Below are 21,278 nucleotides of genomic sequence, written 5' to 3'. Positions count from 1 at the left end.
GGAGTCTGTGGTGGATAAAAGAGAGTCGTCCCGTCAACGGGGCACGACCCAGCGTCAATTGACAAGGATGTGAACCCCCATGAAGCTTGCTTCCTTAAGCGACGGCCGTCGCGGCCCTGCGCAAATCTGGAACAGCGCCCCGCAGCTGGCGCAGATCCCTCCCATCACGCCTACCTCACTGGTGCCACCGGGCGCACGTGTGGTGGTGATTGCACCCCATCCTGGCGACGAAGTACTGGCCTGCGGCGGCCTGCTGCAATTACTCAGCACCCTGGAACACCCGTTGCAGTTGATCTCGATCACGGACGGCAGCGCCAGCCACCCAGGTTCCAATGTCTGGCCAGCCAGCCGCCTCAGCGTGGTCCGGCCCCAGGAAAGCGCCGAGGCCCTGCGTCGCCTGGGCATGCCGCTGCACAGCCTGAAGTGGATTCGCGGCGGGTTTTGCGATAACGGCCTCGCCGCCCGCGAACCGCAACTGAGCCAATTCATCGCGCGCTACCTGCAGCCCGGTGATGTGGTGTTCAGCACCTGGCGCAATGACGGCAATGACGACCATGACGCGGTCGGCCGTGCCAGCGCCAAGGCCTGCTGCCTGGTGGGCGCGCAGCTGTATGAACTGCCAATCTGGGCCTGGCACTGGCCCGCCCGTGAAGGGGCGATCATTCCCTGGCAACGGGCGCGCAAGGTGCGCCTGGACACGTGGAGCGTGGCGCGCAAACTGCACGCTGCCCACGCTTACGCCAGCCAGTTGGCCGGAGACCCGCAAATCGGCCTGGCGCCGATGCTGGCCCAGGTGTTGCTGGAGCGAATGCGCGAACCTTATGAGATCGTGCTTTCGTAACCCCCCTCTGATCCCGACCTGTTATTTCTGACAGTAGCGGCGTGCCAGATGTGTGGCTATGGTGGAAAAAGCGCTGCACGGGTTCACGTGCAGTCGAGAAAGCCATGCCAACCCTTTGCCTTGGCCGGTGTTTTCAGAAACGGGTAACCGCTGTCCCCTGATCCGTATCGTGCGTCACGTTGTCATGGTCTGGCCCGCACTTGCCGTTGCAAGTGCCGGGACGATATTCCCCTCTCGTGAGGACGGATCATGCACACACGGACACTTTCCTGGGTTTACTTCACTGCGCTCGCGGTGTTGCCGCTCGCTTCCTATGGGGCGTGCACCATCAACAACACCGGCGGTGACGACACTTCCACCTGTAACAGCGCGACGGCGCCGGGTTTTACCGACGCGGCGGGTAACAATACCCTCGATATCACGGCGACAGGCCGGGTGACCGGCAACGTGGACTTCGGCGCCGGCAACGATCTTGTGGATGTGAATGGGCCAAGCGCCGGGATCGATGGGAATCTCAACCAAGGCGACGGTGCGAATATCTTTCGGCTCAATCTGGGCAGCATCACAGGGTCCGTGACTCAAGGCGCGGGCGTGGACGTGGCACAGATCAGTGGCGGCCAAGCGGGGGCCGTGCGCCAAGGGGCGGGTATCGATAGTTTTTCCATGAGTGGAGGCACCATCGCACTGCTTGAACAGGGTGACGGCCTGGACGATTTTTTCATGAGCGGCGGCACGATCACCGGCGCATTCGAGGACGGTGACCGGGCCAGGATGACCGGTGGCAGCATTGGCCGCGTCGATATGAAACTCGATAACAACCTGTTTGATATGTCGGGCGGACGCATCATCGGCAACCTTGTCACCGGCTTCGGCAACGACACCATCCTGATCTCGGGCACGGCGTTTGTAGGGGGCAACATCAGCGTCAGCGGCGGAAACGATGAGGTGAGCGTGTCAGGTGGCGACGTCAACGGTCAGGTCCTGCTCAGTTTCGGCAATGACCAGTTCATGTGGACGGGCGGGAATATCCATTCCTTTGTACTCATGGGCGCGGGTGACGATACGGCGTTGCTGCAGAACCTGGTCAGTTCGCAATTGGCTGCGGCGCAGCTGCTGGATGGCGGCCTGGGCAACGACAAACTCACCCTGGACAACACCAAGGCCGGGGACCCGGGCCTGTTGACCAACTGGGAAACTGTCCAGCTGGACAACGGTTCCGAGTTGACGCTGGGCGGTACGCTCAAGCTGGGTGACAGTGACACCGGCACCGGCCGGCTGGAAGTGGACGGCACGAGCAGGTTGCTGGCCAGTGCGGGCGTCATCGAAGCCTTTACCGCCGGCCAGAGAGTCAACGTCAACAACAGCGGCACGATCGACATGACCACTGGCAGCGCCAGCGCTGGCGACACACTGACCATCAGGGGCAATTACACCGGCAATGGCGGGCGTCTTGCGCTGCAGAGCGTGTTGGGGGGCGACGGTTCGCCCAGCGACAAACTGGTGATTGACCAAGGGACCTTCGGCGGCACCACCGCAATCGGCGTGACCAACCTGGGCGGTGCGGGGGCGGCGACCGTGCAGGACGGTATCCAAGTGGTGCAGGCACTCAACGGCGCCACCGGCAGCGCCAGTGCCTTCACCCTGGCAGGCCCGGTCTCTGCCGGCGCCTTCGATTACCGGTTATTCAAGGGCGGCGTAACGGCCGGCACGGCAGACAACTACTACCTGCGCTCCACTGTCCCGGTAGAGCCGCCAGGCCCGATTGTTATCCTCCCCGTACCGGGCCCCGGTGAGCTCCCCCTACCCGACAATCCAGGCGACACACCGATCCCCATCTACCGCCAGGAAGTGCCGATCTACGCAGTACTGTTTCCGGCTGCCGACCAGCTTGTGCGGGCCATGCTGGGAACGTACCACGAGCGCATGGGTGACCAGAGCCAGCAGCTAAACACGGGGGCGTTCCCTGCCGGGTGGGGCCGGGTCTACGGCAACAGCAGTCGCCAGGGTTTTGCTGGCACGGTCAGCCCGACACTGGACAGCACGATCACGGGCTTCCAGGTGGGCACTGACATCTACGCCAACACCAATAGCCGTGGCCAGACCCAACGTGCCGGTTTCTTCGTCGGTCATAGCACCCTGAATGGCAACGTCAAAGGCTTCAGTGGTGGCTGGCAGGACAGGGACGCAGGCAACACCACCTTGCGCGGTGACAGCCTGGGCGCTTACTGGACACTGATCGGTGCCAACCAGGCGTATGTTGACCTGGTGCTGACGGGGACCCGCTTCGACGGCAACAATGAATCGGACCGTGGTGTGAAGATGGATACCGGAGGGCATAACGTCACCGCATCCGCTGAAGTCGGCTGGCCGTTCCAGGCCACCGATACCTGGACAGTGGAACCCCAAGCTCAACTCATCATTGGCAAGACCCGGCTGGATACCCAGAACGATGGTATTTCCGACGTCACGTACGACGCCGACACCAGCGTGACGACACGCCTGGGTGTGCGGTTACGCGCTGACTACACCGTCGCTGGCCTGCCCTTGCAGCCCTATGTGCGCGCCAACGCCTGGCACGCCAGCGCCGGCGACAACAGTGTGACCTACAACCACGCCACCCGCATCGACACCGAGCAAAAATCCACCACCATGGACGTCAGCCTGGGGGCCACCTTGCAGATCGCTCACGACGTGAACCTGTACGGCGAAGTGGGCTACAACCGCAACCTCGATAGCAACCCCTACAACGGGCGCGAAGGCACCGTGGGTGTCAGGGTCGCGTTCTAGGTTTGTATCGCAGTGTGTACAGGGCCCACTGCGATACACCGTCTTTAACTCAGCGAGTTTCCTGAAACAGGCCAGATACAGCCCGGCGTTCAACTGACACCAGGCACACATCAAGCCGCAGGAGGCTCGCCATGCACGCTCAGTTGACCCGCCGTACCCAACGCACTTCCCTCTCGCTGGCCCTTGCCCTGCTCCCTCTGGGCCTGCTTGGCGTGGCCCATGCGGAAATGCCCGAGGCGCCGACCAAAGCCGTCGTCAGCCCTCAAGCCGGCTTCGGCGCCCTCAAGCACGTCAAGGCCGGGCTGCTGGACGTGGCCTACGCCGAGGTCGGGCCGGCTACTGGCCCAGCGGTGATCCTGCTGCACGGCTGGCCCTACGATATCGACAGCTATGCCCAGGTCGCCCCGCTACTGGCGGCCCAGGGTTATCGCGTGCTGATCCCGTACGCGCGGGGGTATGGCGACACCCGTTTCCTCTCGGATAAAACCCTGCGCAACGGCCAGCCGGCGGCGCTGGCCGCTGACGTGATCGACTTCATGGACGCGCTGAAGATCCAGCAAGCCGTACTCGGCGGCTACGACTGGGGCGCGCGCTCGGCGGACATTGTCTCGGCGTTGTGGCCGGAGCGGGTCAAGGCCTTGGTGTCGGTCAGCGGTTACCTGATCGGCAACCAGGCCGCGGGCAAGAACCCGTTGCCACCCAAGGCCGAATTGCAATGGTGGTATCAGTTCTACTTCGCCACCGAGCGCGGCGCTGCGGGTTACCAGAAAAACACCCACGACTTCGCCAAGCTGATCTGGCAACTGGCATCGCCGCAATGGAAGTTCGATGACGCCACGTTCGACCGCAGTGCCAAAGGCCTGGAAAACCCGGATCACGTGGCGATCACCGTGTTCAACTACCGCTGGCGCCTGGGCCTGGCCCAGGGCGAGACGCAGTACGCCCCGCTGGAACAGAAACTTGCCCAGGCACCGTCCATTGGCGTGCCCACCATCACCCTCGAAGGCGACGCCAACGGTGCCCCGCACCCGGCACCCGAGGACTACGCCAAGCGCTTCACCGGCAAGTATGCGTTCCGCCTGGTCAAGGGTGGCATCGGCCACAACTTGCCTCAGGAAGCACCCGAGGCGTTTGCCAAGGCGATCATTGACGCGGATCACCTGTGATCGAGCGTGTCGTCTTCACCCAGTGGGCGCCCTTATAGCGTGAGAACGAATAGGCGATCCACAGCCAGATAAACCAGGCCGGCATCACGCACAGCGCCAGGCGTGTATCCGGCCGCAGCGCCAACAAGCCGAGCACGAACGCCATGAACGCCAGGGAAAACCAGGCCATCGGTACTCCGCCCGGCATCTTGTAGAGGGATTTGGCGTGCAATTCCGGGCGCTGTTTGCGGTAGGCGATGTAGGACGCCAGGATCGTCGACCAGGTAAAGATCACCAGGATCGCCGACACCGTCGACACGATGGTGAAGGCGGTCATCACCTCCGGCACCACAAACAGCAACACCAGCCCCAACAGCATCAGCAAGGTGGTGAATGCCAGGCTGATAAACGGCACGCTACTGGTCGACAGGCGCCGGAAGATCCCTGGCGCGTCCCCCAGGTCAGCCAAGCCGAACAGCATGCGGCTGGCAGAAAATACCCCGCTATTGGCTGAAGAGGCGGCCGACGTCAGCACCACGAAGTTGACGATGCCTGCTGCGGCAGGAAAGCCTGCCACCAGGAACAACTCCACGAACGGACTCTTGCTCGGCGAGACCTGCTGCCATGACGTCACCGCGATGATGCACGCGAGGGCCAGTACATAAAACAGGATGATGCGCAGCGGGATCGAGTTGATCGCCTTGGGCAGCGTCTTCTCCGGCGCGCGGGTTTCAGCGGCGGCCGTGCCGATCAACTCGGTACCGGCGAAGGAAAAGATCGCCATCTGGAACCCGGCGAAAAAGCCGAACAGGCCGTTGGGAAACGCCGCCTGCTTGTCCAGCAAGTGGTTCAACGACGCGGTGACGCCGGTGGGCGAGACAAACGAGCTGGCGATCAGCACCAGGCTCACGCTGATCAGGGTCACCACGGCGATGATCTTGATGATCGCGAACCAGAACTCCACTTCGCCAAACAGCTTGACCGTCAGCACGTTTAACGCGAACAGCGTCAACAGCATGCCCACGGCGGGCATCCAGGCCGGCACATGGGGAAACCAGTACTGGAAAAAACCGCCGACGACCACCGCGTCCCCCACCACGGCCACGCTCCAGCTCAGCCAGTACGACCAGCCGAGAAAGAACGCCGCGCGTGGTCCCAGGTACGCACCGGCAAAGTCAGCGAAGCTCTTGAAGTCAAGGTTGGACAGCAACAGCTCACCCATCGCGCGCATCACGAAATACACGAACAGCCCGATGATCATGTAGATCAGGATGATCGAAGTACCGGACAACGCAATGATCTTGCCGGAGCCCATGAACAGGCCGGTGCCGATCGCACCGCCCATGGCCATCAACTGGATATGGCGGTTGCTCAGGGTGCGTTGCAACGCGGGCTTTTCACACAGCCCAGGCGTGGTTGTTTTCATCACAAAACCTCTTGTTATGTTTTTGAGTTTTGGCAGAAGAAAAGTCGAGTGCTGGTGGTGTTATGGGGTGTTGCTTTCGAAGCCGTGCAGCACGTTGACGGCGTTGATGCCGATCTCGTCGACCATGTAGCCGCCTTCCATCACGAACAACGTGGGCACGCCCACGCTGGCGATGATTTCGCCCATGCCGAGGAAGTCCTGGCTGTCGAGCAGGAAGTGGCTGATGGGGTCGTCCTTGAAGGTGTCCACGCCCAGGGAGATCACCAGCACTTCAGGCGCAAAGCGACGCAGTTGCTGGCAAGCGTCGATCAGGGCGGTTCGGTACTCGGCCCAGCTGGTGTTTTTTGGCAACGGGTAATTCAGGTTGAACCCCTCCCCGGCCCCTGCGCCACGCTCACCGCGAGCGCCGGAAAAATACGGATAGGACACCGCCGGATCGCCGTGCAAGGAGATGAACATCACGTCCGCACGGTCGTAGAAAATATTTTGCGTGCCGTTGCCGTGATGGAAATCCACATCCAGCACCGCCACGCGCTTGGCGCCTTGGGTGATGGCCTGCTGCGCGGCAATCGCGGCGTTGTTGAGGTAGCAATAGCCGCCCATGTATTCACGCGCGGCATGATGGCCCGGTGGGCGGCAGAGGGCGAAGGCGCTGTTGTGGCCTTCGTCCAGCAGCGCCAGGCCGGTCAATGCAATATCGGCACTGGTCCTGACCGCATCCCACGTGGTGCGCGTAATCGGCGAACCGGCGTCCATGGCAAAGAAGCCGAGCTTGCCGTCAATGAAATCCGGCACCTGCTGGTTGGCCAGGTCACGTACCGGCCACACCAGGGGCAACGCGTCATGCGTGCGACCGATGGCGGTCCATTCGGCCCAGGCGGTTTCCAGGAACGCCACGTAACGCTCGCTGTGGGCGGCGACGTAACAGGCGCGGTCAAAACGGCGCGGCGCGATGATATCGCCCAGGCCAACTTGCCTGACGCGGTCACGCACGGTGTCGGCGCGGCTCGGTTGTTCGAACGAGGGCTTGAGCACGCCATCCTTGAGTTCGGTGCCATGGTGCAAACGGTGGGCTTCGCTGAAAACAGTCAACATGTGGGGCATCCGCCAGTAAAAGACAGGTCTATTTTGTTCTGGCAACGCCGGGCTTTCTTTGCTTTTAGTTGCGTCACTGTTAGCGTTATCGGGACGTTCTTGCCATTCCGAGCCGAATTATGAAAAATAAATCCAAACAGGTCGCTCTTGACGACACCGATCTCGCCATCCTCGCCCTGCTGCAGGCAGACGCCAGTATTTCCAACGCGCAACTGAGCGAACGTCTGTCCCTGAGCCTCACGCCTTGCTGGCGCCGACGCAAACGCCTGGAAGAAGAAGGCGTGATCAAGGACTACCAGGCCAACCTGGACCGCAAGATGCTCGGGCTCGACATCATGGCGTTCGTCCACGTGCGTTTCGCGATCCATACCGACCATGCGCCAGACGCCTTCGAGGCCGTGGTGAAGGAGCTGCCGCAGGTGTTGTCGTGCCACAAGATCACGGGCGATGCGGATTACCTGTTGCAGGTCCTGGCGCAAGACCTGGACAGCTACAGCGAGTTTGTCGAGAGCGTGCTGCGCCGGCAGTTGGGGATTGCGTCGATACAGTCGAGCCTGGCGTTGCGTGAGGTGAAGGCAACGAGCCGAGTGGCTATTTCGAAGCGTGAATGAGCGTCGACACAGGGGCTACTGCGTGAAGGCAGTAGCCATACCCCTCCCATTCCTGATGTGAAAAATTCGTTAACTAATTCTCACCAAAGTCTTTTTCCCGACAGTTCGATCTGGCACACTGATGCGAATAATTATCAACATCTTTATTATTCGCTAAGGACAGCGTTCGGGGAGAGTCAGGTCCATGTCTGTGCAACAACTCAGCGGCAAAGGTTTTTCACCCAGTTTGATGGCGTTGGCCGTCTGTCTTGCAAGCTCTCAAGCAGTGTTCGCCGCTGATGCGCAAAAGGCCGTGCCACTGGAGCTGGGCGCTACCCAGATAAGCAGTGAACAGCTCGGAGAGACCACTGAAGGCACGCAGTCCTACACCACCGGCGAGATGGCCACCGCCACCAAGCTCCCCCTGACGATGCGCGAGACGCCACAGGCTGTCACGGTCATTACCCGTCAACGCATGGACGACCAGGCAATGACCAGCGTCAACGACGTGGTCAAGAACACCCCCGGCCTGTTCCTCAGCCAATCCAGCGGCCCAGGGCGCCAGACGTACAGCTCGCGCGGCTTCGACATCGACAACATGATGTTCGACGGCATCCCCAGCTCCTATTCCGGCTACGCCAACAGCGTGCAGCCCAACCTGGCGATGTTCGACCGTGTGGAAGTGATTCGCGGCGCCACCGGCCTGGTCACGGGCGCCGGTAACCCTTCGGCGGCGATCAACTTCGTGCGCAAGCGCCCCACTGCCACACCGCAGGTGTCGATCACTGGTGCCGCCGGTAGCTGGGACGATTATCGCGGCGAGTTCGACGCCTCCAGCGCCCTGAATGACAGCGGCACCTTGCGCGGCCGCGTAGTGGGCTCCTATCGCGACGCCAACAGTTTCCGCAAGGGAGAAGAAAGCGACCACGGTCTTTTCTACGCCATCGGCGAAGCCGACCTCAGCGAAAACACCACGGCCACCCTGGGCTTTTCGCGCCAGGAAGACCAGACCAACTTCTTCTGGGGCGGTTTGCCCATTGGCACCGATGGCCACCACCTGAACCTGCCCCGCTCCACCAACCCCGGCTCTGACTGGGAAAACAAGAAGCTGACCATCGACACCGTCTTTGGTGACATCGAACATCGCTTCGACAACGGCTGGAAACTCAATATCGCCGGTTCGTCATCACAGTTGGACGGCGTATTCACCGGCACCTACCAATCGCGCTACCAGACCACCCTTGCGCGTACCGCCTACCAATCGCACCAGGACGATAAGCAATATGGCCTGGACACTTACTTCAGCGGCCCGGTCGAAGCCTTCGGCCGCACCCATGAAGTGGTGGTCGGCACCAGCAAACGCATCTATGACGCTACGTCCAAGGAATACAGCCCCTACGACACCAACTACCCGCTCAATGGCGCAAAGCCGGACTTCGTACGCGATGGCAAAGGCCAAAGCATCACCACTCAGGATGGCGTCTACCTGACCACCCGCCTGAACCTCGCGGACCCGCTCAAGGTGATCCTTGGTGCACGGGTGGATTGGTACGACTACGATGACCGCCAGGGCGACGGCGACTATAAAGTCACCCGCAATCTCACGCGCTACGCCGGCGTGATCTATGACCTGAATGACCAATACTCGGTCTACGCCAGCTACACCGACATCTTCACACCGCAGACAAGCCGAGACTTTTCGGACAAGCCACTGGAACCTATCGTCGGCGAAAACTACGAGGTGGGTATCAAGGGCGAATACTTCAACGGCGCGCTCAATGCCAGCCTGGCCGTGTTCCAGATCGACCAGAAAAACCGCGCGACGCTGCCAGACAGCCAGGTGGGATGCCCGATCACTGCCTGCTATGAGGCCTCCGGCCTGGTACGCAGCCAAGGTATCGACCTTGAGCTGCAAGGCGCGCTCACTGAAAACTGGCAAGTCGGCGGTGGCTTCACCTACACCCGCGCCCATTACATCAAGGACACCAACTCGGCCAACGACAACCAGCGCTTCGACACCGACACCCCGGAGCGCCTGTTCAAGCTCACCACGTCCTACCGGTTCCAGGGCCAGCTGGAAAAACTGCGCATCGGCGGCAACGTCTACTGGCAGAGCCGCATGTACAACGATGTGGTCCTGGCCAATAGCAGTACCTATCGCCTGGAACAAGGCAGCTATGCCGTTGCAGACGTCATGGCCGGCTACCAGGTGAACAAGCACCTGGACCTGCAGTTGAACGTCAACAACATCTTCGACCGCACCTACTACTCGGCAATCGCCACCAGCCCGATCTGGGGTTCCACCGACACCTACGGCAACCCGCGCAGCTTTGGCGTCACGGCTAAATACAGCTTCTGACCGCTATCCGATAACGGCTACCCGCCCGGGTAGCCGTTGCTAAAGTCCCGCCTCCCGATGCCGATATACGTTTGGCATCACAGAATCCAATAAAAACCAAGAAACCTGATTCGCTCCAACCTGCCCCCTCGATTTGTCTCGGCCAGACCACATGGAGTAAGTGTGAATGCCCACTCGCACGCGTTTTTTCGAGCACTACCGCAAAGCCGACCGCATCATGCTCGCATTGGTCTGGCTGATGTTCCTGTTCTCCCTAGGCCTGGCGTTCTGGCACGACACCCTGATGCAGGCCGTGATAGTCGGCGGTGGCACCAGCGTAGTGCTGACCGCGCTCTACCGTGCCATCGGTGGCACCCGTGTGATGCGTTGTGCCCTTGGCGCAGGCTTGATGGTCATGGCAGCGCTGCATATCAACCAGGCCCAGGGCGTGATCGAATCGCACTTCGGGATCTTTGCATTACTGGCGGTGCTGACGTTTTACCGTGACTGGCTGCCAATCCTGGTCGCAGCGGCCACCATCGCCGTGCACCACGTGGTGTTCCATGCCTTGCAACATCAAGGCTTCCCGGTGTTCGTGATGGAGCACCACGGCGGCTGGACGATGGTGTTCGTGCATGCGTTCTACGTCGTGATGGAGACCGTCGCCCTGCTTTACCTCGCCGTGCACAGCCAGGCCGAAGCGGTCGAAGGCCAGGAAATGCTCGAGAAGATGCTCGCGGTGACCTCCCAATTCAGCGCACAGACTGCCCAAGGCGAGGGCAAGGTGCATGTTTCGCTGGCCAAACGGTTCGACCACTTCCTGCAGCAGATCACCCACCTGATCGACGGCGTCGCCCGCGATTCCCACGGCCTCGGCCAACTCGGCCAGGAATTGGCCAGCGCCAGTGGCACCCTGGAAAAAGGCGCGCGGCATCAATTGGCTGAAATCACCGAGATGACCGGCTCGATGCAACGCATGGAGGACGCCATGGGCCACATCGCCGTGCACGTCGAGCAAGCGGTAGACCACGCCGGCAAGGCCAGCCAACAGATCCAGCGCGGGCAGGAAAGCGTCGGCCGCGCCCAGCAGGAAATCACCCAGTTGGCCTCACGCCTCAACGGCACCCACGAAACCGTGCAAGGCCTGGCCGTGCAAGCCGAACAGATCGGCACCGTGCTTGAGGTCATCAGCAGCATCGCTAACCAAACCAATTTGCTCGCCCTCAACGCCGCCATCGAGGCGGCCCGCGCCGGCGAACAAGGCCGTGGCTTCGCCGTGGTCGCCGACGAAGTCCGTAGCCTCGCGCAACGAACGGCGGTGTCCACCCAGGAAATCAAAACCATCATCGAAGGCCTGCAACACGGCAGCCGCCAGGCCGTCGAAGCCATGCACAGCAGCCGCCAGGGCGTGGACCGTTGCGTGGAAGACAGCCAGGTGGCCGTCGAAATGCTACGCGCGGTCGGCAATGACATCGCCCACATCGACGACCTGAATGGACGAATTGTCACCACCACGCGCGAGCAAACCTCGGCGAACCTGGAGATTGTCGGGCGGCTGCAGTCGGTGCAGAGCATTGCGCAAAGCACCGCCGACGATGTGGAGACCTTGGCGAGAAGCAGCGAGCGCTTGCCGCCGATTGCGGTGCGCCTGGATGCATTGGGGAGAAGGTTTCATCAATAGGCCTTGGGGGCGCCACTGTGCGCCCACCTGCTAACTCCACCAACGCCGCGCTGGCCGTTGCACCCCACTGCGAATTTCGTCGGCCGACGTCCTGGATGCTCGGCCTCCCTACACGCTGCCATGACAGCCTTGAGTTCAGCATCAAGCCGTGATGCCTCGGGCTACTGGACTGCGGGGTCGACAACAACCGTGCGCGGGGCGTGTGCCTGGCAACAAACGTTCCTGCACTAGCTCCCCCTCACCTGGCCCAATTCCTGCCTCCTTCTCCCTCATCAAGTCGCTGCTGACTACGCGGAAGACTCTTTTGGGCCCCGCCGCCCAACCGCCTGCACCGATAATCGGTCATCCCCCAGCTATCCCGAGGCCTTCCCCCATGACGAGCCCCTCCACCGAACAGGTCAGCCCTCAAACCCTGAAAAAGGTCATCATCGCCGCCGGCATCGGTAACTTCGTCGAGTGGTTTGACTTCGCCGTCTACGGGTTCCTGGCCACCACCATCGCCCAGCAATTCTTCCCCAGCGGCGACGCCAGCGCGGCGTTGCTGAAGACCTTCGCCGTGTTCGCCGTGGCCTTCGCCTTCCGGCCCCTGGGCGGCATTTTCTTTGGCATGCTGGGTGACCGGATCGGCCGTAAACGCACCCTGGCCATGACGATCCTGCTGATGGCCGGCGCCACCACGCTGATCGGCCTGCTCCCCACCTACGCCGCCATTGGTGTCGCGGCGCCGATTCTTCTGTCGCTGATTCGTTGTGCCCAAGGCTTCTCCGCCGGGGGTGAATACGCCGGTGCCTGTGCCTATCTGATGGAGCATGCGCCGAGTGACAAACGTGCCTGGTACGGCAGCTTTGTGCCGGTGTCGACGTTTTCCGCCTTCGCTGCCGCCGCCGTGGTGGCGTACGCCTTGGAAGCGTCGTTATCTGCCGAAGCGATGGGCAGCTGGGGCTGGCGCCTGCCATTCCTGATCGCCGCACCGTTGGGCCTGGTCGGGCTCTACCTGCGCTGGAAGCTGGACGAGACACCCGCCTTCCAGGCCGTGAAGGAAGAGCACGCAGTCGCCCACTCGCCACTCAAGGAAACGCTGCGCAACCATGGTGCGGCGATCTGCTGCCTGGGCGCTTTTGTATCACTGACGGCGCTGTCGTTTTATATGTTCACCACCTACTTCGCGACGTATCTGCAAGTGGCCGGTGGGCTTAGCCGTGCGATGGCGTTGCTGGTGTCGCTGATTGCATTGATCTTCGCGGCGGCGATTTGCCCGCTGGCGGGGTGGTATTCGGATCGAGTGGGACGTCGGGTCACCGTGATGACCGCGTGCGTGTTGTTGATCGTGGTGGTGTATCCATCATTCCTGATGGCCAGTTCCGGCTCGTTCGCGGCGTCGATCGTCGGCGTGATGCTGTTGGCGGTGGGTGCGGTGTTGTGTGGCGTGGTCACGGCGGCGTTGCTATCGGAGACCTTCCCGACACGCACGCGGTACACCGCCTCCGCGATTACCTACAACATGGCTTACACGATCTTCGGCGGCACCGCGCCGCTGGTCGCGACCTGGTTGATCAGTACCACGGGCAGTAACCTGTCACCGGCGTTTTACCTGATTGCAGTGGCGCTGCTGGCGTTGGCTGGCGGGTTGGCGCTGCCGGAGACATCGAGGATTTCCCTGCACGACGTGGGCACGGAGGAAAAAGACGCGGAGCCGTTGCTGTCGCGGTAAGTCCTTGAGGGAGCTGTCGAGCTTTAGCGAGGCTGCGAAAGCGGTGTGTCAGCCGACGAATATGCCGGCAGTGCCGCCGCCTTCGCAGCCTCGCTGGGGCTCGACAGCTCCCACAGTTGAGCTTCGCCACGGCTGAAATGGCGCCCTCAGGCACAACCCAGCCCTAACCAGCACAGCCAATCCCCTGTGGGAGCTGTCGAGCTTTAGCGAGGCTGCGAAAGCGGTGGGCCAGCCGATGAAAATGCCAGCAGTGCCGCCGTCTTCGCAGCCTCGCTGGGGCTCGACAGCTCCCACAGTTGAGCTTCGCCACGGCTGAAATGGCGCCCTCAGGCACAACCCAGCCCTAACCAGCACAGCCAATCCCCTGTGGGAGCTGTCGAGCTTTAGCGAGGCTGCGAAAGCGGTGGGCCAGCCGATGAAAATGCCAGCAGTGCCGCCGTCTTCGCAGCCTCGCTGGGGCTCGACAGCTCCCACAGTTGAGCTTCGCCACGGCTGAAATGGCGCCCTCAGGCACAACCGGACTCTAACCAGCACAACCGATCCCCTGTGGGAGCTGTCGAGCTTTAGCGAGGCTGCGAAAGCGGTGTATCGGTCGAGGAAATTGCCAGCAGTGCCGCCGCCTTCGCAGCCTCGCTGGGGCTCGACAGCTCCCACAGTTGAGCTTCGCCACGGCTGAAATGGCACCCTCAGGCACAACCCGACTCTAACCAGCACAACCGATCCCCTGTGGGAGCTGTCGAGCCCCAGCGAGGCTGCGAAAGCGGTGGGTCAGTCGACGAAATTTCCGGCAGTGCCGCCCCCTTCGCAACCGCCCCAGGACGCGACAGGTCCCCTAGCGCCGGAGACAGGTATGATCAGCAGTATCCCGAGCCGCCTGGACCTTGACTCATGCCCGCTTCCCAAACCCGCCCTTCCCCCGCGCCCCTGCTCAACCCCGGCGAGACCGTGGTGCTGTTCGACGGCGTGTGCAAGCTCTGCAACGGTTGGGCGAGGTTCCTGATCCGCCATGACCACCACCGGCGGGTGCGATTGGCAGCGGTGCAATCGCCCGAAGGCCAGGCGTTGCTCGCCTGGGCGGGGCTGCCCCTGGATCAGTTCGACACTCTCTTGGTCATTCGCGACCATCACTACTGGGTGCGCTCGGACGCGGTGTTCCAACTCATCGCGCAACTGCCTGCCGCCTGGCGTGCATTGCTGCTGTTACGCGTCATCCCGCGCGGTCTACGGGATTGGGCTTACGATCGCATTGCACGCAATCGCTATCGGATTTTTGGCAAGTACGACACTTGCCTGCTGCCGGACCCGGATCATGTACAGCGTTTTTTGAAGGCGCCGCTATGAGCCCTTGTGCAGCCGGCCCAGCACCTCATCGAAGGCTTCTCTCCATGCCTGCGTCGCGCCGTTGTTTCTGAGCACCTCCAGACCCGCCGCCGTAAACGTCCCTGACGTAGCGATAGCCTTTCCTAGCACATCCAGGCTGGCCTTCGGTTGGTGCCGTGCACTGGCCAGGCAATCCTGCATGTTCCCCATCACCAGCTGGGCAGCCTGTTCGTGCGACAGCCCCTTATCGGTAAACCACCGTTGAAGGTCACTGAGAAAGAAATAGAACCAGCCGTTCATGCAAGCCGCGACGGTGGCCAGCTCAAACGCATCCTCCTGTTCCAGCACGATCAACGAGCCCAGTGCCCCTAGCAGTGCTGCGTGAGGTTCACCTCCCGGCGTGATCACCACGGTCGACTGGTTGATCTGCGCGGCATAGGACAGCATTGCCCGCACCGTGTGTGCCCCAGGAAAGTGGCGCTGCAATTCGTCCAGCTTCAATCCGGCCACCAACGACACCAGCGTTTGCCGAGGCTTTAGCTGCACTTCATTGGACAGCTGACCGACCACCTCCGGGCGCACGCCCAGGAACAACAGGTCCGCTGCATCGACGACCTGTTGGTTATCGGCCATCACGTCACACGCCCACACTTTGCTGAGCTGCTGCGCACGTTCGTGGTTACGCGGCGAAAGCAGCACTCGCCCGGTAAACCCGCTACGGCGCAGGCCGATCACAACCTTCTCGGTCAACTCACCGACGCCCAGGATTCCGATGTTCAGCACGGTGATTCCCCCTGTGTATGCTGTATCCGACTGCATCATAGGCCTGTTTGACGCACGCGCACGCCTGCGCTCATGAAGGCGCGTGCTTACGTTACACTGGCGGCTCCCAATATCAGCCAAGGAGGCAGGCATGAGCGTTCGCGGTAACGACCGACAAATCGACAACATTGAATTCAACGTGGGCGATATCGCCCGTAGCAAAGCCTTTTACGGTGGCGCATTTGGTTGGACATTCGTCGACTACGGCCCTGCCTATACCGAATTCAGCGACGGCCGCCTGACCGGTGGCTTCACCACCGGTGAGCCCGTTCGACCGGGTGGGCCGCTGGTCATTTTGTACTCGGACGACCTTGAGGCGACGCAGCAGCGGCTAAAAGCCCTGGGCGCTGTTATCACCCGGGAGACATTCGCGTTCCCCGGTGGAAGGAGGTTCCACTTCATCGACCTTGATGGCTATGAATTGGCGGTCTGGACTGCTGAGCAGGCCACACTTCAGCGCTGACTGTACCGGTTAACTCACCGCCTAGAGGTGTGAACTTGAAACCGGCTTGTATTCAGGGAGGAGAAAATGCGGATCTACATCACAGGTGCGTCCTGCGCGGGCGTGACCACGTTGGGTCGACACCTCGCAACGCAGCTCGGTGTACGACACGTCGATGTCGATGATTATTACTGGATGCCCACCAACCCTCCCTTCACGACCAAGCGGCCTCCCGCCGATCGCGTTTCAATGATGCAGCAGGCACTTGGTGACGCTGGAGGGGTGCTGACCGGTTCTTGCATGGTGTGGGGAGAAGCGCTGATCGCGAACGCCGAGCTGATTGTGTTCGTTGCGACACCCACGCCCGTTCGCCTTGAACGGCTGGCCGCACGTGAAACACAGCGATTTGGCGATCGCATTGCGCCGGGTGGCGACATGCATCAGATACACGTGGCGTTTCGGGAGTGGGCTTCGCAGTATGACGACCCGCAATTCTCGGGACGAAACCGAGCGTGGCATGAGGCGTGGCTGTCACAGCAAACGGCCCCGGTATTGCGCATTGATGGAATGAAACGTCCTGAGCAGATGGTTGCGGATGTCGTTCATGCGCTATCGCGATTATAGAACTGGCTCAAAACCAGGACAGCCGAGGCTGTCCAACCGCCCCCTAGTGCCCTTATCCTCACACCTCCCCGTCCGCCCCCCTACCTGGAGCTGCCATGGACCTCGCCACCCTCGCCCTCTTCCTCCCGGCCTGCTTCGCCCTGAACATGGCGCCGGGCCCGAACAACCTGCTGTCGGTGAGCAACGCCACCCGCTACGGCTACCGTACTTCGTGCGTGGCCGGCGTCGGCCGCTTGCTGGCCTTCGCCGGGATGATCGCCCTCGCCTCGGCCGGGCTGGCGGTGGTGCTGCAGACCTCGGAATTGTTGTTCTATGGGATCAAGATCCTGGGGGCGGCGTACCTGTTTTATCTGGCATTTCAGTTGTGGCGGGCTAACCCCGAGGCTGAGGCGCAATTGGCTACGAAGCCGGTGGGATTATGGGCATTGGCGCGCCAGGAGTTTTGGGTGGCGGCGGGCAATCCGAAAGCCATCCTGATCTTCACCGCCTTCCTACCGCAATTCGTGGTCCCCGGGCAGCCGATCACGCCACAGTTCGCGCTGCTCGGCGCGATGTTCCTGCTGCTCGAATGGATCGCCATCTGCGTCTACGCCTACATGGGCCTGCACATGCGCCGCTGGTTTGCCGCCCCTCGCGGCAAGCGGATTTTCAATCGCTGCTGCGCGGGGTTATTGTCGGCGGCGGCGTCGGTGTTGTTGATGGCGCGCAGGGCTTGATCAACCTTTAATCGAAGGAGACACACGGAGCCCACGGCATGACCCGAGACGAACTTGCCACCTTTTACCACGCTTATATCGACTGCCTGAACCGCCAGGACTGGGACCACCTGGGCCAGTTCGTGCACGCGGATGTCACCTACAACGGCGAAGTGGTCGGACTCGCCGGCTACCGCGCGATGCTGGAGCGCGATTTTCGCGAGATACCCGACCTGGTGTTCCGTATCCAGTTGCTGGTCGCCGACCCGCCGACCGTTGCCAGTCGGCTGAACTTCAAGGTCACCCCCAGGGGCGAGTTCTTCGGGCTGCCGATCAATGGGCGGCCGGTAACGTTCGACGAGCATGTGTTCTATGAGGTGGCCGACGGCAAATTTGCCCATGTGTGGTCAGTCATCGACAAAGCGGCCATTGCGCAGCAGTTGGCCGTCTAAATTCCACACACCCATTCTCCGGTGGAGCTCCATCATGACCCGCAAAAATACCCTCTGCCTTTGGTACAACGGCACCGCCTTGGAGGCCGCGACCTTCTACGCCACGACCTTTGCGGACAGCCAGGTGAACGCCGTGCACCTGGCGCCTGGCGACTATCCGTCCGGCAAACAGGGCGACGTATTGACCGTGGACTTCACCGTGCTGGGTATCCCCTGTATCGGTCTCAACGGCGGGCCAATCTTCCCGCACACCGAGGCATTTTCATTCCAGGTGGCCACCGATGACCAGGCCGAAACCGACCGCTACTGGCACGCCATCGTCGACAACGGCGGGCAGGAAAGCGCTTGTGGTTGGTGCAAGGATAAGTGGGGGGTGTCGTGGCAGATCAGCCCGCGGGTGCTGACCGACGCGGTGACTCATCCCGACCCGGCGATCGCCAAGCGCGCCTTTGACGCGATGATGACCATGAAAAAGATCGACATCGCCACCATCGAGGCGGCGGTGGCAGGCTAAGGCTATGCCACGGCTGTACAGATGCCGTCATGCTGGTTAGGCTGCTGGCCCGTAACATCCGGATAAAGATTCGGCGCTGCCCGCCGTTACCCCTACATCCCTGAATGGACTCAACGAGGCTCTCGTGCGCTTTATCACTCCCCTTTTGCTGATCGGTGGCATCGCCACCCTGGCCGGTTGTGCCACCCAGAAAACCCAAGTCGATCGCATGTTCACCGACACCCTCGCCCAACCGCTGGTGGAAAACAGCATCGTGCGCGAAGGCGACCTGCTCAGCTTTGAGCTACTGATGCCGGGTGGCCCGAACGGTCTGCGTCGCACCATGCAATTCGAAGCGGCCTGCTCGGCGCCCGACCTGCACTTGCTGTATCTGGACGGCACGCAGCGGGTCTATCCCCTCAGCGCCGGCCGCTACACCGCGGCGCGCAAGTTGTCGCCGGCATTGCGTGCGACCCTGGCCGCCAACCAGACCTTCGTGCGCGCCTGCGCCGACACCCCCAAGCCGGACTGGCGACTGGTGCAGACCAACGAACGTGACAACCAGGTATTGATCGACGCCAACAGCCTCAAGACCGTGAATGGCGAAACGCGCTTCTGGGCCGCCTTCGACGAGCCGGCAGTGCTCAACGATATGCCTTACAACGCCCCCTACGCCCAGAAGCGCGAGCACTTTGCGGTGTCTTGCACAGGCGGTACCTACAAGGCGCTGGCGGGTTACGACATGGACGCCGACAATCGCGTCAGCGATGGCCGAGTCGACAGCTTCCCGACCGCGCAGAAGATTACCGGCAGCAATGCCGACTATGAGCTGTTGTTCAACAAGGTCTGCATCAGCCCTGAGAAGATCGCCGCGCTGCCGGTGTTCAAGCCACGCCTGAAGGCGCCGGTGACCATCGCACTCACCTCCGTGCAACCCCAGGTGCTGGCCGCGATCACGCAACTGAATCTGGACAAGCCCGCGCGTTCATTCAAATACGTGCACATGACCGGCACGTCGACCCTCAAGGGTGAGACCTCCGGCTTCCAGAGTGCGGACTTCATCAGCCAGGATGCGGCGAGCGGGCAACTCGCCATCGCCACCCGCGGGCAAGGGTATGAAAGCCATACGGTGAGCTGGCGCAACCTCATCTCCCTGGTGGCGAAAAACACCTACAACAGTTCGGGCATGGCAGAAAGCGAGACGCTGACGCAGTTGAGCTTCACCGGTAACTGGAAAGCCCTGCCGGTGGGCGAAACCGTGGTGTATCAAACTGCCCGCTCCAGCCTCAACAGCCTCATCGGCAGCCGCACCAAAGTCCAGGTGACCCGGTGCGTGGTTGAACGCGAACTGCCGGCCAGCGAGATCAACCCCAACCTGCTCGGATCGGCCAAGGCCCTGAAGTGCAGCTTTGACAACGATGAACACAACCGCGTGAACCACCTTTACTACCTGGCCGACTACGCCTACTTCTACCAGTCGAGCACGGACAAGAACGCGTTCTATTACTCCGACATGCGTATCGATAAATTCGAATAAGCACCGTTGACACACTCTGCAATATTCCATGAAGATGGAGGCCTTATTCAGGGTGTGTCAGCCAATGTCTTCAATGTCCTTCGTTAACCTTTGTGCCATTGGCTTGATTGCCAAGGCGCAAGGTTGCGTTGCGCACGCCCTCAAATCGAAGAAACAGTCGCTCATGTGACCGGGGCGCGCTGTCCCGTCAGATGAGCTGACAGGACATTGAGCGCGACGGTCTCCCCTCCTTTGCACAATTCCCTCTGCCCTTCTGACGGTGACTCAAGCGGTCAATCATCAGGAGAGAGAGCATGTCATCGTTCCAAGGTATCTGGGTTCCCGTGGTCACACCGTTCCAGGACGGCGCCATCGACTTTAGCGGCCTGCGCCGGCTGGTCGGCCACCTGCTGGACAAGCACGTGGCCGGGATCATGGTCTGCACCACCACCGGGGAGGCTGCGTCACTGAGCCGCCAGGAACAACTGGCGGTACTCGATGCCGTGTTGCAGTGGGTGCCGGCGCACCGCGTGGTGATGGGCCTGGCGGGCAACAACCAGATTGAATTGCTGCAGTTCCAGCGTGAAGTCCTGCAACGTCCAATGGCCGGGCTGCTGGTGCCGGCGCCGAGCTATATCCGGCCTTCCCAGGCGGGCCTTGAGACTTTCTTCCGCACAGTGGCCGATGCCTCCAGCGTGCCGATCATTCTCTACGACATTCCCTACCGCACCGGCGCCACCTTCGAGCAGGCCACCCTGCTGAACATCGTCGCCCACGAGCGCATCGTGGCGATCAAGGACTGTGGTGGCAACCTGGGCAATACCCTGGCGCTGCTGGCCAGCGGTGCAGTGGATGTGCTGTGTGGCGAAGACGTGCAGATTTTCAACGCCTTGTGCCTCGGCGCGACCGGGGCAATTGCCGCCTCGGCACACCTGCAGACAGAACAGTTCGTCGCGCTGTGCCAGCACGTACGCGACAACCAATTGGCCGAGGCGCGCGCGACGTTCTTTGGGTTACAGCCGCTGATCAACACGATGTTCATGGAGCCGAACCCGGGCCCGGTCAAAGCCGCGCTGGCCCTGCAGGGCCTGATCGGCAGCGAATTGCGTGCACCGATGCAAGCGGCCAGTGCTGCGGTTATCGGGCGTTTGCAGGAGGTGCTGGGCCAGGCCGGCTAATGCGCCAAAAACAGACAGCCAACGGACCGTCCGGTTGCGACCGGACCGATCCCGGCCTATCGTCGAACGCATGCTGTGCCTTTTGCTGTCCATCCCACCCGCACTCAGGTGACGACATGCCC

The 21,278-nt window shown here is 61.7% G+C and carries 18 protein-coding genes; 15 read left to right on the top strand and 3 right to left on the bottom strand.

Features of this window, described 5'->3' with window-relative positions; all coding sequences use genetic code 11:
• Positions 1-79 precede the first annotated feature (79 nt).
• The 3 genes from CQ002_RS06975 to CQ002_RS06965 all read left to right on the top strand — a co-directional run bounded on the left by CQ002_RS06975 (position 80) and on the right by CQ002_RS06965 (position 4,794).
• Positions 80-841 carry a PIG-L deacetylase family protein gene (locus tag CQ002_RS06975; protein WP_034105011.1) on the top strand — a complete coding sequence of 254 codons (762 nt, stop codon included), beginning with the start codon at positions 80-82 and terminating at the stop codon, positions 839-841.
• Between the two features lie 249 nt (positions 842-1,090).
• Positions 1,091-3,628: an autotransporter outer membrane beta-barrel domain-containing protein gene (locus CQ002_RS06970; protein WP_105162337.1), complete on the top strand. Its 2,538-nt coding sequence runs from the start codon at positions 1,091-1,093 to the stop codon at positions 3,626-3,628.
• A 131-nt stretch (positions 3,629-3,759) separates the two neighbouring features.
• Complete coding sequence (locus CQ002_RS06965) at positions 3,760-4,794, top strand: alpha/beta fold hydrolase (RefSeq protein ID WP_034105007.1); 1,035 nt, start codon at positions 3,760-3,762, stop codon at positions 4,792-4,794.
• Here the strand turns inward: CQ002_RS06965 and CQ002_RS06960 are convergent.
• Together CQ002_RS06960 and CQ002_RS06955 are read right to left on the bottom strand one after the other, a co-directional pair.
• Positions 4,772-6,199 carry an amino acid permease gene (locus CQ002_RS06960; protein WP_034105005.1) on the bottom strand — a complete coding sequence of 476 codons (1,428 nt, stop codon included), beginning with the start codon at positions 6,197-6,199 and terminating at the stop codon, positions 4,772-4,774. The two genes, CQ002_RS06965 and CQ002_RS06960, sit on opposite strands and share 23 nt — an antisense overlap.
• Positions 6,200-6,259: 60 nt before the next feature.
• Complete coding sequence (locus CQ002_RS06955) at positions 6,260-7,294, bottom strand: histone deacetylase family protein (protein WP_105162338.1); 1,035 nt, start codon at positions 7,292-7,294, stop codon at positions 6,260-6,262.
• A 119-nt stretch (positions 7,295-7,413) separates the two neighbouring features.
• Here CQ002_RS06955 and CQ002_RS06950 point away from each other — a divergent pair, with 119 nt between their 5' ends.
• The 5 genes from CQ002_RS06950 to CQ002_RS06930 all read left to right on the top strand — a co-directional run bounded on the left by CQ002_RS06950 (position 7,414) and on the right by CQ002_RS06930 (position 14,955).
• Entirely contained in the window at positions 7,414-7,905 is a 492-nt protein-coding gene (locus CQ002_RS06950; protein WP_034105001.1) for an Lrp/AsnC family transcriptional regulator, read from the top strand.
• Positions 7,906-8,089: 184 nt separating this feature from the next.
• Positions 8,090-10,243: a TonB-dependent siderophore receptor gene (locus CQ002_RS06945; protein WP_105162339.1), complete on the top strand. Its 2,154-nt coding sequence runs from the start codon at positions 8,090-8,092 to the stop codon at positions 10,241-10,243.
• 166 nt (positions 10,244-10,409) lie between these two features.
• Positions 10,410-11,903 carry a methyl-accepting chemotaxis protein gene (locus tag CQ002_RS06940; RefSeq protein ID WP_098466595.1) on the top strand — a complete coding sequence of 498 codons (1,494 nt, stop codon included), beginning with the start codon at positions 10,410-10,412 and terminating at the stop codon, positions 11,901-11,903.
• 373 nt (positions 11,904-12,276) lie between these two features.
• On the top strand, positions 12,277-13,614 hold the full coding sequence (locus CQ002_RS06935; protein ID WP_098466596.1) for an MFS transporter: 1,338 nt from the start codon (positions 12,277-12,279) through the stop codon (positions 13,612-13,614).
• A gap of 888 nt (positions 13,615-14,502) precedes the next feature.
• Positions 14,503-14,955, top strand: coding sequence for a thiol-disulfide oxidoreductase DCC family protein (locus CQ002_RS06930; RefSeq protein ID WP_105162340.1), 453 nt, complete (start codon positions 14,503-14,505; stop codon positions 14,953-14,955).
• On the opposite strand, the gene CQ002_RS06925 is transcribed toward CQ002_RS06930, so the two are convergent.
• The gene (locus CQ002_RS06925) at positions 14,950-15,717 is read right to left on the bottom strand and encodes an NAD(P)-binding domain-containing protein (protein ID WP_105163137.1); all 768 of its coding nucleotides are present in this window, start codon (positions 15,715-15,717) and stop codon (positions 14,950-14,952) included. The genes CQ002_RS06930 and CQ002_RS06925 overlap by 6 nt on opposite strands.
• Positions 15,718-15,847: 130 nt before the next feature.
• Between CQ002_RS06925 and CQ002_RS06920 the strand changes: the two genes are divergently transcribed.
• The 7 genes from CQ002_RS06920 to dapA all read left to right on the top strand — a co-directional run bounded on the left by CQ002_RS06920 (position 15,848) and on the right by dapA (position 21,156).
• Positions 15,848-16,219 carry a VOC family protein gene (locus CQ002_RS06920; protein ID WP_105162341.1) on the top strand — a complete coding sequence of 124 codons (372 nt, stop codon included), beginning with the start codon at positions 15,848-15,850 and terminating at the stop codon, positions 16,217-16,219.
• A 66-nt stretch (positions 16,220-16,285) separates the two neighbouring features.
• The gene (locus CQ002_RS06915; RefSeq protein WP_034104989.1) at positions 16,286-16,822 is read left to right on the top strand and encodes an adenylate kinase; all 537 of its coding nucleotides are present in this window, start codon (positions 16,286-16,288) and stop codon (positions 16,820-16,822) included.
• A gap of 95 nt (positions 16,823-16,917) precedes the next feature.
• Positions 16,918-17,538: a LysE family translocator gene (locus CQ002_RS06910; protein WP_105162342.1), complete on the top strand. Its 621-nt coding sequence runs from the start codon at positions 16,918-16,920 to the stop codon at positions 17,536-17,538.
• Positions 17,539-17,576: 38 nt separating this feature from the next.
• On the top strand, positions 17,577-17,969 hold the full coding sequence (locus CQ002_RS06905) for an ester cyclase (protein WP_034104985.1): 393 nt from the start codon (positions 17,577-17,579) through the stop codon (positions 17,967-17,969).
• 34 nt (positions 17,970-18,003) lie between these two features.
• Positions 18,004-18,483, top strand: a complete 480-nt coding sequence (locus tag CQ002_RS06900; protein ID WP_105162343.1) for a VOC family protein — start codon at positions 18,004-18,006, stop codon at positions 18,481-18,483.
• A 124-nt stretch (positions 18,484-18,607) separates the two neighbouring features.
• A complete protein-coding gene (locus CQ002_RS06895) occupies positions 18,608-19,999 on the top strand; it encodes a hypothetical protein (protein WP_105162344.1) in 1,392 nt (463 codons plus the stop codon).
• 293 nt (positions 20,000-20,292) lie between these two features.
• Positions 20,293-21,156, top strand: a complete 864-nt coding sequence (gene dapA / locus CQ002_RS06890; protein WP_034104979.1) for a 4-hydroxy-tetrahydrodipicolinate synthase — start codon at positions 20,293-20,295, stop codon at positions 21,154-21,156.
• Positions 21,157-21,278 lie beyond the last annotated feature (122 nt).

The organism is Pseudomonas sp. MYb13 (assembly GCF_002980075.1).
Taxonomy (GTDB): Bacteria; Pseudomonadota; Gammaproteobacteria; order Pseudomonadales; family Pseudomonadaceae; genus Aquipseudomonas; species Aquipseudomonas lurida.
This window is presented reverse-complemented; position numbering and strand designations above follow the sequence as displayed.

What these genes read in the sequence shown, in the direction of transcription:
- CQ002_RS06975 (WP_034105011.1), top strand. Translation starts at nt 80, where the DNA reads ATGAAGCTTGCTTCCTTAAGCGACGGCCGTCGCGGCCCTGCGCAAATC.
- CQ002_RS06970 (WP_105162337.1), top strand. Translation starts at nt 1,091, where the DNA reads ATGCACACACGGACACTTTCCTGGGTTTACTTCACTGCGCTCGCGGTG.
- CQ002_RS06965 (WP_034105007.1), top strand. Translation starts at nt 3,760, where the DNA reads ATGCACGCTCAGTTGACCCGCCGTACCCAACGCACTTCCCTCTCGCTG.
- CQ002_RS06960 (WP_034105005.1), bottom strand. Translation starts at nt 6,199, where the DNA reads ATGAAAACAACCACGCCTGGGCTGTGTGAAAAGCCCGCGTTGCAACGC.
- CQ002_RS06955 (WP_105162338.1), bottom strand. Translation starts at nt 7,294, where the DNA reads ATGTTGACTGTTTTCAGCGAAGCCCACCGTTTGCACCATGGCACCGAA.
- CQ002_RS06950 (WP_034105001.1), top strand. Translation starts at nt 7,414, where the DNA reads ATGAAAAATAAATCCAAACAGGTCGCTCTTGACGACACCGATCTCGCC.
- CQ002_RS06945 (WP_105162339.1), top strand. Translation starts at nt 8,090, where the DNA reads ATGTCTGTGCAACAACTCAGCGGCAAAGGTTTTTCACCCAGTTTGATG.
- CQ002_RS06940 (WP_098466595.1), top strand. Translation starts at nt 10,410, where the DNA reads ATGCCCACTCGCACGCGTTTTTTCGAGCACTACCGCAAAGCCGACCGC.
- CQ002_RS06935 (WP_098466596.1), top strand. Translation starts at nt 12,277, where the DNA reads ATGACGAGCCCCTCCACCGAACAGGTCAGCCCTCAAACCCTGAAAAAG.
- CQ002_RS06930 (WP_105162340.1), top strand. Translation starts at nt 14,503, where the DNA reads ATGCCCGCTTCCCAAACCCGCCCTTCCCCCGCGCCCCTGCTCAACCCC.
- CQ002_RS06920 (WP_105162341.1), top strand. Translation starts at nt 15,848, where the DNA reads ATGAGCGTTCGCGGTAACGACCGACAAATCGACAACATTGAATTCAAC.
- CQ002_RS06915 (WP_034104989.1), top strand. Translation starts at nt 16,286, where the DNA reads ATGCGGATCTACATCACAGGTGCGTCCTGCGCGGGCGTGACCACGTTG.
- CQ002_RS06910 (WP_105162342.1), top strand. Translation starts at nt 16,918, where the DNA reads ATGGACCTCGCCACCCTCGCCCTCTTCCTCCCGGCCTGCTTCGCCCTG.
- CQ002_RS06905 (WP_034104985.1), top strand. Translation starts at nt 17,577, where the DNA reads ATGACCCGAGACGAACTTGCCACCTTTTACCACGCTTATATCGACTGC.
- CQ002_RS06900 (WP_105162343.1), top strand. Translation starts at nt 18,004, where the DNA reads ATGACCCGCAAAAATACCCTCTGCCTTTGGTACAACGGCACCGCCTTG.
- dapA (WP_034104979.1), top strand. Translation starts at nt 20,293, where the DNA reads ATGTCATCGTTCCAAGGTATCTGGGTTCCCGTGGTCACACCGTTCCAG.